This window comes from Sphingobacterium bovisgrunnientis, from assembly GCF_009829085.1.
Lineage (GTDB): Bacteria > Bacteroidota > Bacteroidia > Sphingobacteriales > Sphingobacteriaceae > Sphingobacterium > Sphingobacterium bovisgrunnientis.
Window position 1 is genome coordinate 132,822 of the sequence record NZ_WUQY01000003.1, and the last position, 19,754, is coordinate 152,575.

Consider the following 19,754-nt stretch of genomic DNA (forward strand, 5'->3'; position numbering starts at 1 on the left):
TGTTTTTAGGGATTCTATTCCTAATTATTTAATTTAGTGACATAAAATACAAAATCAGTATGGCAATATTTAAGTTGATTCTTCCAAAAATGGGTGAGAGTGTATCGGAAGCGACCATTACAAAATGGGTAAAATCCATTGGTGATGCGATAAAAGAAGATGATACTATTGCAGAGATTGCTACAGACAAAGTGGATTCGGAAGTACCATCCCCAGTGAATGGTTTTTTAAAGGAAATAGTTTTTGAGGAAGGTTCCGTTGCGCAAGTTGGCGATACAATTGCATTAATTGAAATCGAAGGCGAAGATGAAACTACTTTAAGTACTGTACAAGAACTTGCAGCTGTGGTAGAAGAAACAGTTGTAGAACATACTGATACCCCAGAATTGGAAATTCCAGGATTGGAACACTTTGTTGAAGAGGAAAATAGCACGCCAATCCAAAATGTTATAAATACAGAGGGAAGGTTTTACTCGCCTTTGGTGCGTAACATCGCTTTGCAAGAAAACGTATCGCAGACAGAATTAGATGCAATTGTCGGTTCTGGTTCTGATGGACGCGTCACTAAACAAGATGTATTGGATTATATTGCTTCTCGCGGAGGTGCTCCAGTTCATCAGTCGACACCTTTACATACTTCTTCACAATCTATCCCCGTTACTGCTCCAAAATCAGCACCAGTTCAAACAGCTGCTGCGCAGGTGGTGAAAAGCATGAATGGCGATGAAATCGTAGAAATGGATCGTATGCGCCGCTTGATAGCGGATCATATGGTACAAAGTATCCAAACCTCACCTCATGTGTTCTCAGTTGTTGAAGCTGATGTAACGAATTTGGTGAATTGGCGAAATAAGGTTAAAGATTCATACAAAAAGCGTGAAGGAGAAAACATTACTTTCACTCCGTTAATCATTGAAGCGATAAGCAAAGCTTTAAAGGATTTTCCAATGATTAATGTTTCCGTTGACGGATATAATATCATTAAGCGTAAACATATCAATATTGGTATGGCCGCTGCTTTACCATCTGGTAATCTTATTGTGCCGGTTATCAAAGATGCAGATCAATTGAGTTTGGTAGGATTGAGCAAGGCTGTCAATGACTTGGCAAATCGCGCGCGTGCCAATCAATTGAAACCTGATGATACGCAAGGCGGCACATTTACTTTTACGAATATTGGCGCATTTGGTAATATTTTTGGGATGCCAATTATTAATCAACCGCAAGCGGCAATATTAGCAGTGGGATCGATTACCAAAAAGCCTGCTGTCTTAGAAACAGAAGACGGTGATGTCATCGCAATCCGTCATATGATGTATTTGACAATGTCTTACGATCATCGTGTGATTGATGGTGCCTTAGGTGGAACTTTCTTAAAACGGGTAGGGGATTACCTAGAAAACTGGGATAAAGATCGCGTTATATAGATATTAATAAGAATTATGAGCCTACATTTTGTAGGCTTTATTTTTTATATAGTATATTTAGCATACAGAATAGAGTCTATTACTGATGCATCTAGAACAATTAAAACCATTTATTGACTTTGTGATCAATTGGTATTGGATACCATTATTGCTGTTGTATGCAGGAATTATCAGTGCGATACTGATTGAAAATCGTAACCCAACAAAAACCGTCGCTTGGATTCTAGTAATTATTTTTCTACCCTTTGTAGGGCTTATTCTTTATTATTTTTTTGGACAGAAATTTGTCAAAGTAAAAAAAATAAAACGTTTAAATATGGAACAAGCTGTTCGTTTGGAAAAGAAATGGAAAGAGCTTGATCCGATTATGGAATCTTTTATACAAGATATTCAAGAGGATATTGGAGACCTTTCTAAGGTTTTCAGACTTATGAAAAAGGAACGTTTATCTTCCCCGACCTTAAATAATGAAGTCGATCTCTTAATCAATGGAGAAGTGAAGCTTGATTGGTTATTACGAGATTTGGCACTTGCAAAACATTCTATTCATATGGAATATTATATTTTCGAATTGGATAGTATAGGATTGAAAGTCTTAAATCAATTAGAACAAAAGGCTAGCGAAGGTGTAAAAGTTCGATTAATTGCTGATAGTTTTGGTTCTCCTGATTTGGTGAAATATATGCGTAAACGAAAGGATTCGAAAATTGATTTCCACGCTTTTTTACCTGTCACTTTTACATCACTAGCAAATTCAAATTACCGTAACCACCGCAAAATATGTGTTATAGACGGTCGTGTGGGGTATGTCGGAGGTATTAATATTTCGGATAAATACATCAATGCATCTGAATTACCAAACAAGATGTATTGGCGAGATACCTCGCTTCGTGTTAAGGGATTAGCAATTAATTTGTTGCAAGTGTCATTTTGGAGTTCTTGGAATCAGACCGATGGCGAATCATTTTATTTGGAGGATGGATATTTACAAGCCTTGCAAGAAAACAGTGAGGTAAAAGGTAGAGCTGGCGTAGGTTTTGTTTCTAGTGATCCTGCTTCGATCGGACCCTACAATATGGAAGCGTTACTCATTGCAATAGGTGAAGCGAATACAAAAATTCAACTCTGTACACCATATTATATTCCAAGTGAAGAATTAGAACGCGCATTGATAATTGCGGCATCTTCAGGTGTGGAGGTGGAACTGATGGTGCCTAGCAAGTCCGATTCATTTTTTGTACAGCATGCTTCATTTTCTTTTCTCAAACCTTTATTGGAAAGAGGAGTGAAAGTTTATTTATACAATAAAGGATTTTTACATGCCAAAACAGCGGTTTTTGATAACAAATTAGCTTTTGTAGGAACTGTTAATTTGGATATTCGCAGTTTTTACATCAATTATGAAATCGCTGCAGTGGTGTCTGATTCTAAATTCTCGGACCAATTATCTAATCAATTTGAAGTAGATAAGGCACAGTCTGAATTGTTGACCATACGGGCTTGGAAAGCAAGACCGCGATGGCAAAAAGCGGCTGATTCCTTGTGCCGATTGTTAGCTCCATTGTTGTAAAAAATGTTAAAATAACCTGGATTAACTCCTGTTTTGTCTCAAAGAAATTTAAAATTTGTATTTTTAGCTAAACACATTGTATTGATGAAAAAGAGAAACCTAATATTTTCCGTATTCTTTCTATTATTATTTCAAATAAATTCAATTTTCGCACAGGAAGTACCACGTATTCCGATTAATACTGTTGTCGAACGAGTGCAAAAATATTTGGGTGTATACCCCGTTGAGAAGGTTCACGTACATTTTGATAAACCTTATTATGCTGTAGGGGATACGTTATGGTTTAAGACGTATTTGCATACCAACCAATTGGAATATGAGCCGAGTAAAATTGTATATGTGGATATTGTAAATGGACGAGATTCATTGATACAAACATTACGTATTCCGTTAAAAAATAATGGAGGTGAAGGTCATTTTGTGTTAGATCCACAAGTTATAAAACAGGATAATTACCGTTTTAGAGGATATACCAAATGGATGATGAACTTTAATGTGGATTATTTATTCAATAAAATTATCACCGTAGGTGATGCCATAAATAAGAAGTTGGGTTCGGAAATTACATATGCAACAGATGGAAACAAAACCAAAGCAACCGTACAATTTAGAGATAGCAATGGCGGATTGCTAGTCCGTAAAAAACTTACATGGGAGACTATTGACGGTTGGGATCCATTTGACAAAGGTAAAGGAGAAACTGATGATTTAGGTCGTGCGACGATTTCATTTTCTGCGAAGGAAAAAGAGTTATTTAAAAAAGGAAGACTTATTGTAAAGATTGATGGTGAATCTGCAATGGTAGGTGACTTTCCATTAAAGAATGCTTTGATGGAATACGATGTTCAATTTTTTCCAGAAGGTGGTGATTTATTAGCTGGTGTTGATAAGCGTATAGCATTTAAAGCTATCGATTCACATGGCAAAAGTGAACGTGTAAAAGGTAAAATTATCAACAGCAAAAAAGCGGCAATAGCTGAATTCGAAGATCTTGGTTTAGGGATGGGCTATACTAATTTTACACCTGCTATCGGAGATTCGTATAAAGCTATTGTGACTATTAATGGTCAAGAACGCACGTATGACTTACCAGCGGTAAAAACTGACGGCATAAATGTGACGTTGAAAGATGTATCTGCGCAAGCTGTACAACTGGAAATCATTACAAGCGACTCTTATCTGACTAAAATTCAGGATCAACCGTATTATATATTTGGTCAAATGAATGGGCATCTGGTTTATGGAGCACAGGTAACGATCAAAAATCCAAGTTCTGTTATAAGTGTTCCCGTTCAAGAATTGCCAAATGGCGTCATGCAATTCACGTTAATGACAGCATCAGGCAAAGCTGTAAGTGAACGTTTGGTATTTTATGATCACGCTGAAAATTTAGCAATACAAGTTAAAACGGACAAATCAGCTTATAAAAAGAAAGACAAAGTTGTGTTGGATGTGGCAAATATGACTTCTCAAAAAGCAGCTACAAATCTTTCAATTGCGGTTATTGACGAGGCAAAAACACCTTTCGATGTTCATCAAGAAAATACGATTTTGAGTAATTTATTATTGACTTCGGATTTAGCTGGGTTTGTCGAAAAACCAAATTATTACTTTGATGAGAAAGTTACCAATCGCAAAGAAGCTTTGGACGCTTTACTGTTGACTCAAGGTTTTCGAAGATTTTCTTATGATGATCTAATCGCTGAAAAATATCCACAAGTTAACTTTATGCCGGAGCAAGGTATAACTCTTTCAGGTACCTTACGTTTAAATACTGGTCGTACTTATCCGAATGGTGGTTTATTGCTTTCCATTCCAGCTCGTGGTTTTAGAAAAGATACCTATACAGACAATAATGGTCGTTTTGCTTTTGAAAACCTAAACTTTCCGGATTCGGTTAAAGTGACAATCAATGCGCGTGGAAATGACAACTACCGCAATATTGTGATTAATATGGATCAATCATTTTTCCCTTCTATTGATGAGAATAACCCCTATAAGGCAAATGATGTCTTAAATATTGATAAGGAAATGTCCAGTTATTTGGCCAATAGCAAGAATGAATTTCGTACTTCTATTTTGATCGATGAAGTAACAGTTACTGCAGATCGTAAAGTCCAACGTACGAGTAAGGAGTTTTCTGCTTTGACGGGATTATCTATGGCAGATCATCGCATAGAAGGTGATCGTTTGAGTGGATGTAATGTGTTGACCATGTGTTTAAATACAATGTTGACCGGTGTAACATACGATTCCAATACATTGAAATATTATTTGACGAGGAGCTATAACCAAGGTAGTCGTGTTCCAGTTCAGTTTTTCTTGAACGGTATGCCAATCGATGAAAATACATTAAATTCTATTAGCCCAACTGAAATCGAGGCTATTGAGATTTTTACACGTGATGATTTGGGTACTGTAAGCCGTTTGTACCAAAATGACGGTGTTGTGTCGATTATTACGAAAAAGGAAAAACCTAAAGGTCCACGTATGACTTTAGCACAAATCGAAGCGATGTTGCCTAAAACAAATGTTATTGATTTATTTCCATTAGGATACGTTAAGGAGCGTAAATTCTACGCACCTAAATACGAAACCGATGCACAAAAGGCTACGAATGATTATAGAACAACCATCTATTGGAATCCTACAGTTGAATTAGACGAAAGTGGTAAAGCTACGTTAGATTTTTACAACGCGGATGGAAATGGTAAATACAAAGTCGTAGTAGAAGGTCTAGATAGTACGGGTCGCATTGGACGTACGGTTTACCATTATGATGTAAATTAGAAATATTTTTAAATAAACATTCAAAGCCAACCGAAAGGTTGGCATTTCTAGATTTATCTCCGAATCTTAAATAACTTCTGATCAAAAAGATTCAAAAATACACCTAATAAAATAACGAGAATAGCTAGTAGACTCATAGTGTTGAAAGTTTCTTGAAAGAAGATGTACCCAAATCCTAAAGCATAGACTACACCCAAATAATTTAAACTAGCTACTCTAGCAAGATTTGCCGTTTGGTAGGATAGTGTCATGTAGTATTGCGCTATTTGTGTACAGATACCTATAAGCAAAAGGTAGAACCAATCCATGCCAACTGGCGTTTTCCAATCAAAAATACTTAGGACGCCAACAACGGGGATTGTCAGTAACGGAAAGTAGAAAATGACAACTAGTGGATGTTCGCCCCCTTTGCTTCGCGCTATCATATTGTAGGCTAATCCTGCGAATAAAGCAGCGCTTAGACCGATAGCTACATCCACTGTAGATATGCGAAAATCAAATCCTTTAAGCATAAAAACGCCTGCGATTGAAAGTGCAAAATATAGGAACTGAATAGGTCGAACCTTCTGTTTGACTATAAATATTCCCAAAATGGCAGTAAAAAATGGCGATAGGTAATTTATGGTTACCGCAGAGGCTAAAGGTATATGTTGCAGGGTGTAGAATGATCCTACTAATCCCAAACATCCAGCTATTCCGCGCATGGTTAGTACTGGAATATTATTTCCTAATGGAGGAATATTGTTTTTTCGCAAATAATAATATGTGATTACAAAGCTAAATATACTTCGAAATAGCACAACTTCTAAGGTTGGAAGATGCGAAACAAATTTGACACATACATTCATGATGGCAAAGAAAAATCCAGCCAACAACATGTATTTTACACTCTGATCTTTCACTACTGAACTGGTTCGTTGTGTTTTTTTACCAATTCACGTTTTCCAGTTTCAGGGTCAATTTCCAATTCGGTTTGTTTGACTAGAACAGCATAAGAGGCAGGCATGATGCCGCGCCCATATTTTACAGCGTATTCCTTGGTAAATTCTGCGCCAAAATATAATATAGCAGCTGAATAGTATACAAAACCCAACAAAATTATGATAGAACCCGCAGCTCCATAAGCGGTAGCGGTTGCATTATAAGATAAGTACAATGAAATGCCGTATTTACCAATCATAAAGAGAATTGTGGTAAATATCGATCCACCTAGAATATCTCTAAAACGTACTTTAGCGTCCGGCAAAAAGGCAAAAATAAAACCAAATAGGGCAGCAATGACAACGAAAGTAACACCATTATTTACCCAATTCCAAAATTCAATATTGAAATGCTCAATATTAAATCTATCCAATAACACTTCCAGATTTTTGGTGATAATCCCGATTACACTACTTATCAAGAGCGATGCCATTAGCAGAAAACTTAATCCCAAAATCATGGAGAATGAGATTAATCGATTGATAATTAATTTTAACCAACCTTTTTTTGGCTTTGCCTTTACTTTCCAAATTAAATTGATGGAATTTTGAATATCGACAAAAATGGTCGTAGAAGTCATCACCAACGTAATGATACCCACGAATAAACCGATACTGGACTTATTCTCTAAAGAAATCTGCTTTACAGCATTATCCAAGAGTTTAGTTATTTCAGCTCCAAATATTTCATTTAGCTCTGTAATCACTTTATGTTGGGCACCATCAGGACCTTCCAATTGGCTGCCATAAAAGAATCCCAAAGCCCAAATCAAAATAATAATCAATGGACCAATAGAGAAAACCGTGTAATAAGCAAGTGATGCGCTGAGCTTCATGCAATTGTCTTCAGCGAAACCATTACCACTGTCTATTAATAATTTGCCAAAGCCTTTTATCTTTTGGATAAAAGGCTCTTTTTCTTTTGTTATAGCTTGTTCTGTCTTATTCAGCATATGTTTTATTGATTTCTTCTTCGTGTTTTTGAAGAATAATCTTTCTTTTCAACGATAATTTTGGTGTCAATTCACCATTATCGATGGTCCATTCCTTAGGCAATAATACAAATTTTTTAACCATTTCCCAGTGTCCAAAGTTCTCGTTCGCTTTATCAATCTCCTGCTGGTATTTTTCTAAAATTTGCGGATTTTTTAATAACGCTTCACGCGAATCAAATGGAATTCCCTTAACCTTACAGTATTTTTCCAATTCTTCAAATGCTGGAACGATAAGTGCGGCAGGGAATTTTTTGTTTTCTCCGACAATCATCACCTGTCCTATCAACACTGATTCCATCAATTTGTTTTCCATCACCTGCGGTGCTATGTATTTACCTCCAGCAGTTTTAAAGATTTCTTTTTTGCGATCGGTAATTTTTAGGAATCCATCCGCTGTCAATTCGCCGATGTCTCCAGTATGTAGATAACCATCGCTATCTATTGTTTCTTTTGTTGCATTGTCATTTTTGTAATATCCAACAGTAATTGATGGTCCTTTCACTAGGATTTCGCCATCTTCAGCTATTTTTACATCTAAATTTTTCAAAACTCGACCTACAGATCCAAACTTTACGTCATCTGGATCCCAAGAATTTACAGCGATCACAGGTGAAGTTTCCGTCAATCCGTACCCTTCTAACACCTTAATGTCAGCAGCCCAAAACACGCGAGCCAAGCGTTGCTGCAACGCAGCACCCCCAGAAATAATAAATTTGATATTTCCGCCTAAAGCTTGTTGCCATTTTGAGAAAATAAGTTTGCGTGCTATGCCTAACTTAAAATTATACCAGGCACTATTTACTTTCGGTTCTTGGAATTGATGACCTATTTCAACAGCCCAAAAGAATAAAGATTTTTTTATTCCTGTTAAGGCTTTGCCTTTTTCGATGACTTTATCATAGACTTTTTCCAATACTCTTGGTACTGTGGTGAAAACTTCGGGTTTTACCTCATTGATATCCACTACGATATTATCTAGATTCTCCGCATAATATATATTTACACCTTTTGAAATATACATATAGACGACCATTCTTTCAAAAATATGGCATAACGGAAGAAAACTCAATGATTTTTTGATGTCATCTGTCAATAAGTGCGAGCAAGCCCCCACATTACTGATGATATTATGGTGTGTAAGATAGACACCTTTCGGTTTACCTGTTGTACCGGATGTATAAATAAGCGTCAACAAATCTTCCGGTTGCACTGCATCGTTGTAGGGCTTTAAGTCTATATCTTGTAGTTTACCCGCTTCGATTAGTGCACTGTAATGTTGGTGATTAGGAACTTCGTCCAACGTATAAATATCCAATTCTAGATTATTGTCAGAGACAGCCTTCTCTACCTTCAGTACTAGATCTTGATTGCTAACAAAAAGCATTTTAGCCTCAGCATCTTTAACAATATAAGACAAATCTTGCGCAGAAAGCGTAGGGTAGAGTGGTACTAAAGCTACACCCAGCTGATTACATGCAAAGTCTATGAAGTTCCATTCAGGTCTATTGCCAGACATCAAGGCTACTTTGTCTCCTTTTTTTATCCCTTTCCCCAATAGACCTTTACTAATGCTGTCCACGATTTGGATAATTTCTTCCTTACCGTAAGCTTTCCAGCCACCTTTTTCTCTTTTAGCAAGTTTTAGGATACGTCCAGCTGTATCAATATTACTTTTTAAATAGTCAAATAATCGTGTTGGTTTACTCATGGTGTACGATTTATATTTATAAGTGGTTACCACAAAACTATGTTGGCATAATAAATTTAAAGAAAAAATGTGGAGAATAAAAGATTCTTAGCTAAAATTTATGAATTAACACACCTTAACGAATTTTATTAGCGATAGCATTTAAAATATCTTATTTTTGGTAAAATCCAATTTTAGTTTTATATGCAAAAATCAATACGTAATATTTTTTTGATTGCGGCAGCAATTGTAATGGGCAACGAAGCATCTGCTCAATTAACAACTCCGCATGCGGTAGGTTTACGTTTCGGATCTGCCTCAGGTATTAACTATCGTCATACCTTAGCGGAGGATAGAGCTGTAGAAGGTATTTTGAGTGTGCGAAGTAATTCTTCTTCAAGTACATTTCGATTAGTGGGGTTGTACCAATATCACAAAGAATTGCCGTTAAACAATTTCAGCTGGTATTATGGTTTTGGAGGAAGTATTGGTAACTATACCTATAAATCGTATACTAATAATCAAGGGGTGCATATCCCTAAAAATTCTGAATTATCATTAAGTATTGACGGTATTGTAGGTGTAGAATATAGTTTACCATCTGCGCCAATTGCGCTGTCTTTGGATGTAAAGCCTTATTTTGATTTCGTACAAGAATCGACTATTCGTTTGTTTGATCCAATAGGATTTTCAATCCGATATAAGTTTTAATAAAACAATTATGGCTTTTCTAATCAGAAAAGCCATAATTGTTTTGTAATTAATTTATAAGGATAGCCAAATATCTCCTAATCGACGTTGCTCTTCTGTCGCATGAGCCACTCTTCGAATACTATATGATTTTTTGATGGATGGTATCAGTTGTACCGGAATTTCACGTATCAAACCATCTCGTGAAATAAGTATGTTTACGACATCATTTTCCTCACTGCGCGATATAAAATAATCTAGCGCTTTACCGTTTATTTCTATTCGATGACCATTTATTGCAATCAGTTCGTCTCCCACATTTAATCCTGAAATCCAAGCTGCAGAATCACGATCTACGTTTCTAATTACCGTATGACCTTCATTACTTCCAATTTTTATTCCTAAGCTTTGGTGATCTTGATCTTCTGCATTATCAATTAATTCATAACCAACAGTATTGAAATATTGATTGTAGTCTACTTCCACAGCGCTGTGCGCAGCTGCGAATATTTCGCCTAATGCTACTCCAGTAACCTCTTCTGCCAAAAGGCGGAATTCATCTTCTTCAAAACCTCTATTTTGAATCAAATAAAAATGTTCGTAAGCAGCTTTCATCACATCATCAAGACGCTTAGCACCTTTAGTTGCTGTTATAATTTTTAAATCAAGTGCTGCAGCATGCATAGCACCTTTATTATAATACGAAATAGCTACATTTTGTGAGTTTTCGTCTGGACGATATTGTTTAATCCATGTATCAAAGCTGGATGCGGCAGCACTTTGTAACAGATATCCAGGGCGATTGTATACGGTATTGAAATCTACAGCTAATTTTTGTAAGTATTCATTTTCATCGAAAAATCCACAGCGGCGTATAATTAAATTATCATAATAGGAAGTAAATCCTTCAATAATCCAAAGACCAGTTGTGTAATTTTCCTTTTCATAATCAAAAGGTCCTAATTCAATCGGGCGAAGACGTTTCACGTGCCACAAGTGAAAATACTCATGCGCCACCAAACTTAAGTAATTTTTATATGTGGTAGGCTGCGAATATCCAAAACGGGAAGCAGCAAGTATAGTCGAGTTCAGATGTTCTAGACCTCCGCTACCATTTTGGTAATTATGCGTGACGATCAAATAATAATCATTCGGATTGGTACCCCAAATTTTATTTTCTTCGCGTACAATCTTTGTGATATCTTCTGCTAACTGATCTTTGTCATAATCCGCTTCCCCGACCATTGCACATTCGTGCAAAATGCCATCTACGTCAAATGACCACGTGTCTTGATTGCCAATTTCGATAGGTGAATCGTATAGAATATCAAAATTTGAAGCATAATAAACATTATCTACTGCAACTTTTTGTAGTCCGGTAGAAATTTTACTCCAATTTTTGTGCAAATGTATTTTTACTGTAGTTTCAAGATCCAATTGCCCATCCACATACATAAATGTTCCTACAGGACTCAGAAAAGCTCGAGAATCATCAATAAACGAAGTGCGAACTGAAACTTCAAATCCATAAACTGAATAGTTCACAGCGACTTTGTCGCTAGGTTCAAATACACGCCAAGTATTTTTAGAAATCTTCTGTACTTGCAATGTTTGACCAAGATTATCTTTGGCTTGAAATCTTTCTACATTTTTGGAATATTCTCGCACCAAATAGGATCCAGGAGCCCATACAGGCATTTTGATGTCAATGTATTCTTCATTTTGAAATCCTTCTGCCAACATTTTTACATCCACATAATGTGCTTGAGGTTCGGAAAAAGATAATTCGAAATGTATAGATTTTACCATGCTTAGTGAACTTTAGAAAATTTAACCAAAGGTAGAATTAATGGAAAGGAGTTCAAAATATTAATAATAATACAATTTTGAATCACTAAAACTCTACAAGGAATTATTATATTTGGGTGAGCAAACTTAAACTAAACACGGATAATGATATTAGTTGCGGATAGTGGGTCTTCGAGTTCAGATTGGATGTTAAATCTTCCTGACAGCAAGCCTTTATTTTTTAAGACAAAAGGATTAAACCCATTTTTTGTAAGTGAAAAGGAAATTGAAAGGGTCATGAAAGATGTGCCTGAGATTATTCCTTATTCACAAGAGATAAAGGAAGTCTACTTTTTTGGCGCAGGTAGTATTACCCCGGATCGTAGGGAAATTGTATCGAATGCTCTCACTACGCTTTTTCCAAACTCTTTTATTTCTGTCGAATCTGATTTGTTAGGTGCAGCTTATGCTACCTTGAAAAACTCAAAGGGGCTAATTGCAACATTGGGAACAGGATCAGACATCAGTTTTTATGATGGTCAGCATTTATTCCAAAGTCATCATGGTATAGGTTATGTATTAGGAGATGAAGGTTCTGGTGCTTGGTTCGGTAAAAAATTAATTACCAGCTTTTTGTACGGTACTATGCCTCGAGATATTTCAAAAGCTTTTGGTGAGAAATATCGATTGACTAAAGACGGTGTCATCCGAAATGTATATCAAAAGGAAAGACCAAATTCGTATTTAGCGTCATTTATTCCATTTATGTCCGAACATCGTGCACATCCGTATATAGAGAAATTACTGACAGAAGGATTTGACGAGTTTGTCCGTACGAATATTATGACATATCCCAATTATTGGGAATATACAGTGAATTTTGTAGGACGTGTGGCCTATACATTTGATATTCAAATCCGTCAGGTCTGTCAGATGCATGGCGTAAAAGTTGGCAAAATTCTTGCAAGCCCAATCTATGATTTGTTCGAGTATGTGATCGAGCGCGAAACATCAAATAATTTTTCATATTAACAACATACAGATGATTACATTATTAATGCTATTTAACATGATTTTTCCACCATCTTCGGTGTATGATTTTTCATTCAATTCTATTGATGGAAAAGAAGTTAAACTGTCACAATTTAAAGGCAAGAAATTATTATTGGTTAATACAGCCTCGAAATGCGGTTTTACGACACAATACAAAGATTTAGAAGAATTGCATAAGCAATACGGCAAAAATCTCGTTATTATTGGTTTTCCTGCAAACAATTTTGGCAATCAAGAACCTGGAAGCAACGTAGATATTGCTGAATTTTGCGAACAAAATTATGGTGTTACCTTTTTGATTGCTGAAAAAGTTGATGTCAAAGGAGAAAACATTCATCCATTATTCAAATATCTTACAGCACAACCAAATCCAGATTTCACAGGTGATATAAACTGGAACTTTGAGAAATTTTTGATCGATGAGAAAGGGAAATTAATTCACCGATACCGTTCCAAAATAAAACCATTGGATCTAGTTATTGTCAATCAACTCTAAAACAACAAAGCCTTCGAAAAGATTCTCGAAGGCTTTGTTGTTTTATTTCTCTTCCGATATATAGTAACAATGTCTACATCTCGGTTCATAACTTTCTTTTTCACCTAATAGTACAACATCATTGTTTTTAGTAAATCTGTAGGAATAATTAGCTGGAGCTCCACATTTAACACAGACGGCGTGTACTTTATATACATCTTCAGCGACAGCCATAATATTTGGCATAGGCCCAAATGGTCTTCCTTGATAGTCCATATCCAATCCTGCAACGATGACACGTACACCTCGATTTGCCAGTTGGATACAGACATTGGGTAATTCATCATCAAAAAATTGAGCCTCATCAATACCTACTACTTTGGCATCGCCACCTAATAATAAAATAGCTGAAGAATGCTCAACTGGAGTAGATGGAATACTGTTGCTATCGTGCGAGACGACTTCCTTTTCCGAATAGCGAATGTCAATCGCTGGTTTGAAAATATCCACTGGCAATTTTGCAAACTGCGCTCTTTTCATACGACGAATCAGTTCTTCAGTTTTACCTGAAAACATAGACCCGCAAATCACTTCAATACTACCCACTTGTCTATCTCTTTGGCTGAAATATTGTTCTGAAAAAAGCATATTTTTTGATGTATAGGAAGATTCATTGAATAACTAAATAAATACAAATCAACCTGTGTTTGACGATACGAATATCGAAATAATATCCTATTTTTGAAGTATAAAAAGCAGGATGAACCTAAAACCAAGTCATTATCAATTGGTTTTGTTTTCCACTTTGTATCTTAGGAACCACGTTTTCAAATTAAAATATCCATGGCAAAAACTAAAGGGCAATTATTCTCAAAAATCGATTATCTATTCGTAGATATTCAATCTCAATATAGTGAAATTAAAAAATCGGGTGAAATTGATGCAGTAGAAGTGACACTTTTGGAAGCAAATTTAGCTTCTCTAGCCAAACATATCGAGGCTTTAAAGATTCAAGCGCAAGCAAACACATCCGCAGCAAGTCAAAACGTAGAATCGAGTAAAAATATTTTTACTCCACCTACGGAAATAAAGAAACCTGTTGATGATACACAAGAGGTGTTTGAAGAAATAGAAGAAGAACTTCCTAAAACTCCAGTGGTTTCGGAGGAACCAAAACAATCAACTTTTGATTTTGATGTAAAAGATATTACACCAGTGGTACCAAAGGAAGAGGATCCAATTGAATCAGCGGATGAAGTTGCGAATATTGTAGAGTCGACACCAGTAATTGAAGAAGAAGAGGAAGAAGTTGTTATACCTGTAACAGTTCCAGCAAAAGAAATCGTAGTTCCTGTTGCTAATGCAGCTGTTGTTGAAGAGACACCTTCACGTCCATTATCTATTAATGAACTGATCAAGCAGCAAAAACAGGCTGGCGTCAATGTGACTCAGCAATTTCAGACTTCACCTGCGAAAGAGAAAGTGTTGGATTTGAAAACTGCAGTAAGTTTGAATGATAAATTATTATATATTAAAGATTTGTTTAATGGTTATAGTTTGGCTTACAGTGAAGCTATAGAGTTATTGAATAGATTTGATTCATTTGCTGAAGCGGATGCTTTTCTACAGACCAATTATGCGGTGAAGAATGGCTGGGCGGAGAAATCACAAACAGTAGATAAATTCTATACCTTATTACATAAGAAATTTGATATATAAAAAGTTAATATTCTATAAAACAAGAAAATCCTGTAAGTCATTAATTACAGGATTTTTTTATTATTGTACTTCAAACTTTACCCAAGCTGTACCGTCATGACCATATACAAAATATTTGGGTTGTAAGATCTCAGCTAATATTTCGGTGTCTTTTAGGAAAGTATCATCTCCCGAATTGAAATCACTTTCTTGTATAATGTAAATATTATTATTTTGATAAGCTCCACTAGATTTTATAACTACAGAATCTAGAACTTCAGCCAATTGACCATAAAGACTTTCATTGGATTGCAAAATAATAATACAGTCTGCGCCTTCTTCTAAATTTGAACTGTATCTGCCTCCTGCAATTTTAATCTTTTCAGCTAAAACAGACGATGATAATGGAGAAAAATTATCTTCTTGATCCAGAACCACTGTTTTGGGCAAATTATCCGCTGTAAGAAATTTTAATTTATGTATTATAATGTCTATTTCTTCCTCAAGATATTCTGCTTTGGCAGTATCAATCTGTTTCAGATTAGAGATTATTTCTTGGTATTTTGTCATGCTACAAATTTAAGCAAATAAGCTTATTCTCTTACTTATTTTGAACGCAAAACATGATTTCGTATTTTGGTCTAATAAAAAACAAGAGACTATGTTTGATAAATTATTCCAAGCGCAGCAAAAAGCGCAAGAAATCAAAGCGAGATTAGATAATATTTCAGTTTCAGGTGAAGCTGAAGGAGGGAAAGTACGTGTTATTGCGACGGCAAATAAGGAAATCAAAGAAGTCACTATCAGTGATGAGCTTTTTGCTGAAGGCGATAAGGAGCAAATTGAGGACTTGTTGTTGGTCGCTTTGAATAAAGCTTTAGCGCAAGCTGAAAATGTAAGTCAGACTGAGATGGCTGCTGCTTCTCAAGATATGTTGGGTAGTCTGGGTGGTTTAGGAAATTTATTCGGAAAATAAAATAGACACTATGGCAAATCAAATTTCGGTCAGGTATTTAGGGCATGCATGTTTTGAATTTAATTTTAATGGTACTAAAGTATTACTTGATCCTTTTGTAACATATAATCCCTTGGCGAAAGACATTAAGGTGTCCGAACTAAATCCTGATTACATTTTCTTGTCGCATGCGCATGAAGATCATGTCGCGGATTTGGCTTCTATTCAAGCGCAATCTAATGCAACTGTAGTAGCTATTGTAGAAACAGCGGGATGGGTTAGAAAACAAGGAATATCAGATGATAAAGTTATAGAATTCAATTTTGGAGGTACTTTAAGTCTACCCTTTGGAAAAGTAAAAATGGTGTATGCTTTGCATACAAATTCTACTCCTGACGGCGCATATGGCGGTGCTCCTTGTGGATTTGTGTTCTTCATTGGTGATAAAAAAATATATTTTGCAGGCGATACAGCACTTACTTTGGAGATGAAATTGTTAGAAGATCTAAACTTGGATTGGGCATTCTTACCCATTGGTGGGCATTACACCATGGATATGTATGATGCGGTCAAAGCTACTGATTTTATTAACTGTAGAAATGTCGTTGGTATGCATTACGATACATTTTCTCCCGTTATTATCGATACAAATGAAGCGAAGCAGGTTTTCGCAAATGCCAATATCAATTTGAATTTATTGGAATTGGGGCAAACTATCGATTTATAAATCGTTATAATTTCATTATAAAGCATAAATGCCCAATCATTTGATTGGGCATTTATGCTTTATAAAACAAGTACTTTTATTATTGATTCGAATATCTATCAATGTGGAATTGTACTAAATCGTCAATTGGCGAACGTAAGATTTTACCTGTTTTCATACCGTATTGTGTAGCTTTTTCTTCCAATACATTACGGAAGTTGTAGCCAACAGATCCGATACAGTTGAAAGTATAATCTTGGTAATTAGGGTATTTACTCACTAAGTTTGCGAAAAATGCTTCGAAAGCATCATCAACAATTCTACGTGTATATTCAATATTTACATTGTTGTCATAAACGAACTTACTGAAACTAGCACAAAAGCGGTTAGCCAAAGGCTTCGTATATACGCTGTCCATGATCTCGTCTTTAGACAATTTGTATGTATCGTAGAATGCTTTTGCAACATCTGTAGGCATTAAATCACGTACGAAATCAGTCAAAAGTTTTTTACCGATGTAAGAACCAGAACCTTCATCACCTAAGATGTATGCTGCAGAACTGATGTTATGCGTAATTTTGTCTCCATCATAGATACATGTGTTTGTACCTGTACCTAAGATCGCTGCAAAGCCTGTTTCTTTCCCCAAAAGAGCACGAGCGGCAGCTAATAAATCATGTCCGATTTCAATCTTTGCATTAGGAAATAATACACGAAATGCATCCGATACAATTTTAGCTTTCTCATCATTATGTACCCCTGCACCATAATAATTTACTTCTTTAATATTTTCTAGAGGCAAATCATTGGGCAATCCTTTTTTTAGAGAACTAACGATGTAGTCGCTGTCAACGAAATAAGGGTTATAGCCCTCAGTGTTAAAATAGATTTTCTTTTGATTATCATCTAATAGGCACCAATTGGTTTTGGTTGATCCTCCATCTGCAATAATGATCATTATTAGTTTATTTTAGTATAGTTATTCAAAATTATATCTTTCGAAGATACATTTTTATTCCAATAATCAATAGGGTTTATAAATTTTATTTTTAATAAGTTTTTAAATAATGTTAAAAAACCGCCTTGTTTATCAATAAAAGCGGTTTTTTTATTTTCTTACTTAGTGTAGAAAGTACAATTAGTTTACTCCTTAATGACTACTTGAACCCTCAATATGTTCAATATCTATATTTTGCTTTTTCAAAAAGCCCTTAACTAAAATAGCGAAAACAATAATATAGGCGAATCCTAATACAGCAACTATATAAGAATTGTGAATACCAATAATGTCTGCTAACTTACCTTGGATAGGTGGAATAACCCCTCCACCGAGTATCATCATTACCAAAAATGCAGAACCTTGCTCGGTGTATTTGCCAATTCCCACAATAGATAAAGAGAATATAGAGCCCCACATGATTGAACACGCAAGACCACCTGTTAAAAACGAATAGATAGCGACTGTACCTGTAGTTAATAATCCTACAATCATCGCTAGTAATCCCAGTGAACCAAAAATCACCAAAGTCGCTACAGGTTTTTCTTTACTTATAAAAAAGGCTATCACTTGAATGGCAATACAAATAACAAAGAAGTATAAATGCGACATATCGAATCCAGCAACTGTGTTTACGGAAATTACGACACAAAATGCGATAAAGGGCACAATTGCTGTCAATATCTTCTTTGTTGAGCTAGCGAAATTGAATGCCGTAACCGCACCTGCCCATCGTCCAATCATCATTCCTCCCCAATACATAGATATATAAGGTGTGATTTCAGAAGATTGAAGACCGCCAAATTCATCTAAAGTCAGCAATTCACCCAAATTACTTCCAATAGAAACCTCGATACCAACGTAGATAAATAAGGCAAGCATACCCAATACCAATTGTGGGTATTTCATTGCACCCCAGCCTTCAGGCGATTTTTGTGCTTTCCCGTAAGCGAATAAAAGTGATCCAATGACAGCTACCAATGCACCAAATAATAGAGCCATACGCTGTAATTCCATTGGGTGTGCTAGTTCTTTAACCTGAGTTTTAAGATTCTCAATAATAGAAGAATCAGTAGCAGCCTTTATTTGTGCGTTCAGTTGTTCCACTTGTAGCGCGGTTTCACTTTTGTAACTCAAAAATACAGGAGTAAAAAATAATGCTAGAAGGATAGTCATGACTATCAATGTCTTTTTAGCCTTCGAAGCGCCTTCCATAGGTTCATTATTGATGCCTGGAGGTACTTTTTTTGAGAAATTAAATAGACCCGCCGCGAATATGAACAATAATCCTACAGCAATATATAAGTAGATAACTTTATTTAAGGGTAGGTTGGAAATTTCGGAATCTGAAATGGGTTCAAATGTGCTGAATAATGCGTAACCAATCACTAATGGGCCAATTGTCGTACCAAATGAATTGACTGCACCACCAAGATTCACACGTGATGCTCCTGTTTTGGGATCACCTAATAATACGGCAAATGGATTTGCAGCTGTTTGTTGCAATGAAAATCCTAGTGCAACAATAAATAAGCCTATCAACATACCTAAGTACACATTCACCTCGACGGCTATAATCATTGCTGCAGCGCCTAATGCACTGAACAATAATCCGTATACTATACTTTTTTTGTAGCCCCATTTACCTACTAAATCTCTTCCAGAGATCGTTCCGACAATAAATAAAGCTAAAGCACCTATATAATAAGCGCTATAAAACGCAAAGTCAATCAATTGCGATTGAAATTGATCCAAATGAAAATAATTTTTACAAAATGGGATAAAGATACTGTTTCCAGCAGCTATAAATCCCCAAAAGAAGAACACTACTATAAGTGTGTAGAGTGCTGGATAATTGGTAGGCTTATTACTTTGGCTCATAATTTTATTTTTATGAAATATATTTTCTATTTAAACGTATGAAAAAAAAATATTATTATAAT

17 protein-coding genes are annotated in these 19,754 nt (G+C 35.7%); 9 read left to right on the forward strand and 8 right to left on the reverse strand.

All coding sequences use genetic code 11. The features are described 5' to 3' along the window. Positions 1-59: 59 nt before the first annotated feature. The 3 genes from GOQ16_RS03010 (at position 60) to GOQ16_RS03020 (ending at position 5,787) form a co-directional block, all read left to right on the forward strand. A complete protein-coding gene (locus GOQ16_RS03010) occupies positions 60-1,427 on the forward strand; it encodes a dihydrolipoamide acetyltransferase family protein (RefSeq protein ID WP_160067748.1) in 1,368 nt (455 codons plus the stop codon). 85 nt (positions 1,428-1,512) lie between these two features. Further along, positions 1,513-2,997, forward strand: a complete 1,485-nt coding sequence (gene cls, locus GOQ16_RS03015; RefSeq protein ID WP_160067750.1) for a cardiolipin synthase — start codon at positions 1,513-1,515, stop codon at positions 2,995-2,997. Between the two features lie 84 nt (positions 2,998-3,081). Continuing rightward, positions 3,082-5,787, forward strand: coding sequence for a carboxypeptidase-like regulatory domain-containing protein (locus tag GOQ16_RS03020; protein WP_160067752.1), 2,706 nt, complete (start codon positions 3,082-3,084; stop codon positions 5,785-5,787). Positions 5,788-5,840: 53 nt separating this feature from the next. On the opposite strand, the gene GOQ16_RS03025 is transcribed toward GOQ16_RS03020, so the two are convergent. Genes GOQ16_RS03025 through GOQ16_RS03035 form a run of 3 tightly spaced genes read right to left on the reverse strand, consistent with a single transcriptional unit; the run spans position 5,841 to position 9,470 of the window. Continuing rightward, positions 5,841-6,689 (reverse strand): DMT family transporter, encoded by an 849-nt coding sequence (locus tag GOQ16_RS03025; protein ID WP_204987410.1) that lies wholly within the window; start codon positions 6,687-6,689, stop codon positions 5,841-5,843. Then, positions 6,689-7,720 carry a YihY/virulence factor BrkB family protein gene (locus tag GOQ16_RS03030; protein WP_160067754.1) on the reverse strand — a complete coding sequence of 344 codons (1,032 nt, stop codon included), beginning with the start codon at positions 7,718-7,720 and terminating at the stop codon, positions 6,689-6,691. Before GOQ16_RS03030 ends, GOQ16_RS03025 begins: the two co-directional genes overlap by 1 nt. Beyond that, a complete protein-coding gene (locus tag GOQ16_RS03035) occupies positions 7,710-9,470 on the reverse strand; it encodes an AMP-dependent synthetase/ligase (RefSeq protein ID WP_160067756.1) in 1,761 nt (586 codons plus the stop codon). The genes GOQ16_RS03030 and GOQ16_RS03035 overlap by 11 nt, the downstream gene beginning before the upstream one ends. 183 nt (positions 9,471-9,653) lie before the next feature. On the opposite strand from GOQ16_RS03035, the gene GOQ16_RS03040 reads away from it, so the two are divergent. After that, entirely contained in the window at positions 9,654-10,160 is a 507-nt protein-coding gene (locus GOQ16_RS03040; protein ID WP_160067758.1) for a hypothetical protein, read from the forward strand. Positions 10,161-10,214: 54 nt separating this feature from the next. On the opposite strand, the gene GOQ16_RS03045 is transcribed toward GOQ16_RS03040, so the two are convergent. Beyond that, positions 10,215-11,948 (reverse strand): M61 family metallopeptidase, encoded by a 1,734-nt coding sequence (locus tag GOQ16_RS03045; protein ID WP_160067760.1) that lies wholly within the window; start codon positions 11,946-11,948, stop codon positions 10,215-10,217. Positions 11,949-12,092: 144 nt separating this feature from the next. On the opposite strand from GOQ16_RS03045, the gene GOQ16_RS03050 reads away from it, so the two are divergent. Together GOQ16_RS03050 and GOQ16_RS03055 are read left to right on the forward strand one after the other, a co-directional pair. Further along, a complete protein-coding gene (locus tag GOQ16_RS03050; RefSeq protein WP_160067762.1) occupies positions 12,093-12,959 on the forward strand; it encodes an N-acetylglucosamine kinase in 867 nt (288 codons plus the stop codon). 10 nt (positions 12,960-12,969) lie between these two features. Then, positions 12,970-13,476: a glutathione peroxidase gene (locus GOQ16_RS03055; protein WP_160067764.1), complete on the forward strand. Its 507-nt coding sequence runs from the start codon at positions 12,970-12,972 to the stop codon at positions 13,474-13,476. A gap of 42 nt (positions 13,477-13,518) precedes the next feature. Here the strand turns inward: GOQ16_RS03055 and GOQ16_RS03060 are convergent, their stop codons facing one another. Continuing rightward, the gene (locus GOQ16_RS03060) at positions 13,519-14,103 is read right to left on the reverse strand and encodes a thymidine kinase (protein WP_160067766.1); all 585 of its coding nucleotides are present in this window, start codon (positions 14,101-14,103) and stop codon (positions 13,519-13,521) included. 195 nt (positions 14,104-14,298) lie between these two features. Between GOQ16_RS03060 and GOQ16_RS03065 the strand changes: the two genes are divergently transcribed. Then, entirely contained in the window at positions 14,299-15,174 is an 876-nt protein-coding gene (locus tag GOQ16_RS03065; RefSeq protein WP_160067768.1) for a DUF8457 domain-containing protein, read from the forward strand. Positions 15,175-15,234: 60 nt separating this feature from the next. Here the strand turns inward: GOQ16_RS03065 and GOQ16_RS03070 are convergent, their stop codons facing one another. Then, entirely contained in the window at positions 15,235-15,723 is a 489-nt protein-coding gene (locus GOQ16_RS03070; protein WP_160067770.1) for an ABC transporter substrate-binding protein, read from the reverse strand. Positions 15,724-15,814: 91 nt separating this feature from the next. Between GOQ16_RS03070 and GOQ16_RS03075 the strand changes: the two genes are divergently transcribed. Together GOQ16_RS03075 and GOQ16_RS03080 are read left to right on the forward strand one after the other, a co-directional pair. Next, positions 15,815-16,129, forward strand: a complete 315-nt coding sequence (locus GOQ16_RS03075; protein WP_149915070.1) for a YbaB/EbfC family nucleoid-associated protein — start codon at positions 15,815-15,817, stop codon at positions 16,127-16,129. Positions 16,130-16,139: 10 nt separating this feature from the next. Next, complete coding sequence (locus GOQ16_RS03080; protein WP_192922500.1) at positions 16,140-16,835, forward strand: metal-dependent hydrolase; 696 nt, start codon at positions 16,140-16,142, stop codon at positions 16,833-16,835. 79 nt (positions 16,836-16,914) lie between these two features. On the opposite strand, the gene GOQ16_RS03085 is transcribed toward GOQ16_RS03080, so the two are convergent. Then, a complete protein-coding gene (locus tag GOQ16_RS03085; RefSeq protein WP_160067772.1) occupies positions 16,915-17,772 on the reverse strand; it encodes an N-acetylglucosamine kinase in 858 nt (285 codons plus the stop codon). A 192-nt stretch (positions 17,773-17,964) separates the two neighbouring features. Beyond that, entirely contained in the window at positions 17,965-19,692 is a 1,728-nt protein-coding gene (locus GOQ16_RS03090) for an MFS transporter (protein WP_160067774.1), read from the reverse strand. Positions 19,693-19,754: the final 62 nt, after the last annotated feature.

What these genes read in the sequence shown, in the direction of transcription:
- GOQ16_RS03035 (WP_160067756.1), bottom strand. Translation starts at nt 9,470, where the DNA reads ATGAGTAAACCAACACGATTATTTGACTATTTAAAAAGTAATATTGAT.
- GOQ16_RS03030 (WP_160067754.1), bottom strand. Translation starts at nt 7,720, where the DNA reads ATGCTGAATAAGACAGAACAAGCTATAACAAAAGAAAAAGAGCCTTTT.
- GOQ16_RS03065 (WP_160067768.1), top strand. Translation starts at nt 14,299, where the DNA reads ATGGCAAAAACTAAAGGGCAATTATTCTCAAAAATCGATTATCTATTC.
- GOQ16_RS03080 (WP_192922500.1), top strand. Translation starts at nt 16,140, where the DNA reads ATGGCAAATCAAATTTCGGTCAGGTATTTAGGGCATGCATGTTTTGAA.
- GOQ16_RS03040 (WP_160067758.1), top strand. Translation starts at nt 9,654, where the DNA reads ATGCAAAAATCAATACGTAATATTTTTTTGATTGCGGCAGCAATTGTA.
- GOQ16_RS03010 (WP_160067748.1), top strand. Translation starts at nt 60, where the DNA reads ATGGCAATATTTAAGTTGATTCTTCCAAAAATGGGTGAGAGTGTATCG.
- GOQ16_RS03075 (WP_149915070.1), top strand. Translation starts at nt 15,815, where the DNA reads ATGTTTGATAAATTATTCCAAGCGCAGCAAAAAGCGCAAGAAATCAAA.
- GOQ16_RS03055 (WP_160067764.1), top strand. Translation starts at nt 12,970, where the DNA reads ATGATTACATTATTAATGCTATTTAACATGATTTTTCCACCATCTTCG.
- GOQ16_RS03045 (WP_160067760.1), bottom strand. Translation starts at nt 11,948, where the DNA reads ATGGTAAAATCTATACATTTCGAATTATCTTTTTCCGAACCTCAAGCA.
- GOQ16_RS03020 (WP_160067752.1), top strand. Translation starts at nt 3,082, where the DNA reads ATGAAAAAGAGAAACCTAATATTTTCCGTATTCTTTCTATTATTATTT.
- cls (WP_160067750.1), top strand. Translation starts at nt 1,513, where the DNA reads ATGCATCTAGAACAATTAAAACCATTTATTGACTTTGTGATCAATTGG.
- GOQ16_RS03085 (WP_160067772.1), bottom strand. Translation starts at nt 17,772, where the DNA reads ATGATCATTATTGCAGATGGAGGATCAACCAAAACCAATTGGTGCCTA.
- GOQ16_RS03060 (WP_160067766.1), bottom strand. Translation starts at nt 14,103, where the DNA reads ATGCTTTTTTCAGAACAATATTTCAGCCAAAGAGATAGACAAGTGGGT.
- GOQ16_RS03050 (WP_160067762.1), top strand. Translation starts at nt 12,093, where the DNA reads ATGATATTAGTTGCGGATAGTGGGTCTTCGAGTTCAGATTGGATGTTA.
- GOQ16_RS03070 (WP_160067770.1), bottom strand. Translation starts at nt 15,723, where the DNA reads ATGACAAAATACCAAGAAATAATCTCTAATCTGAAACAGATTGATACT.
- GOQ16_RS03090 (WP_160067774.1), bottom strand. Translation starts at nt 19,692, where the DNA reads ATGAGCCAAAGTAATAAGCCTACCAATTATCCAGCACTCTACACACTT.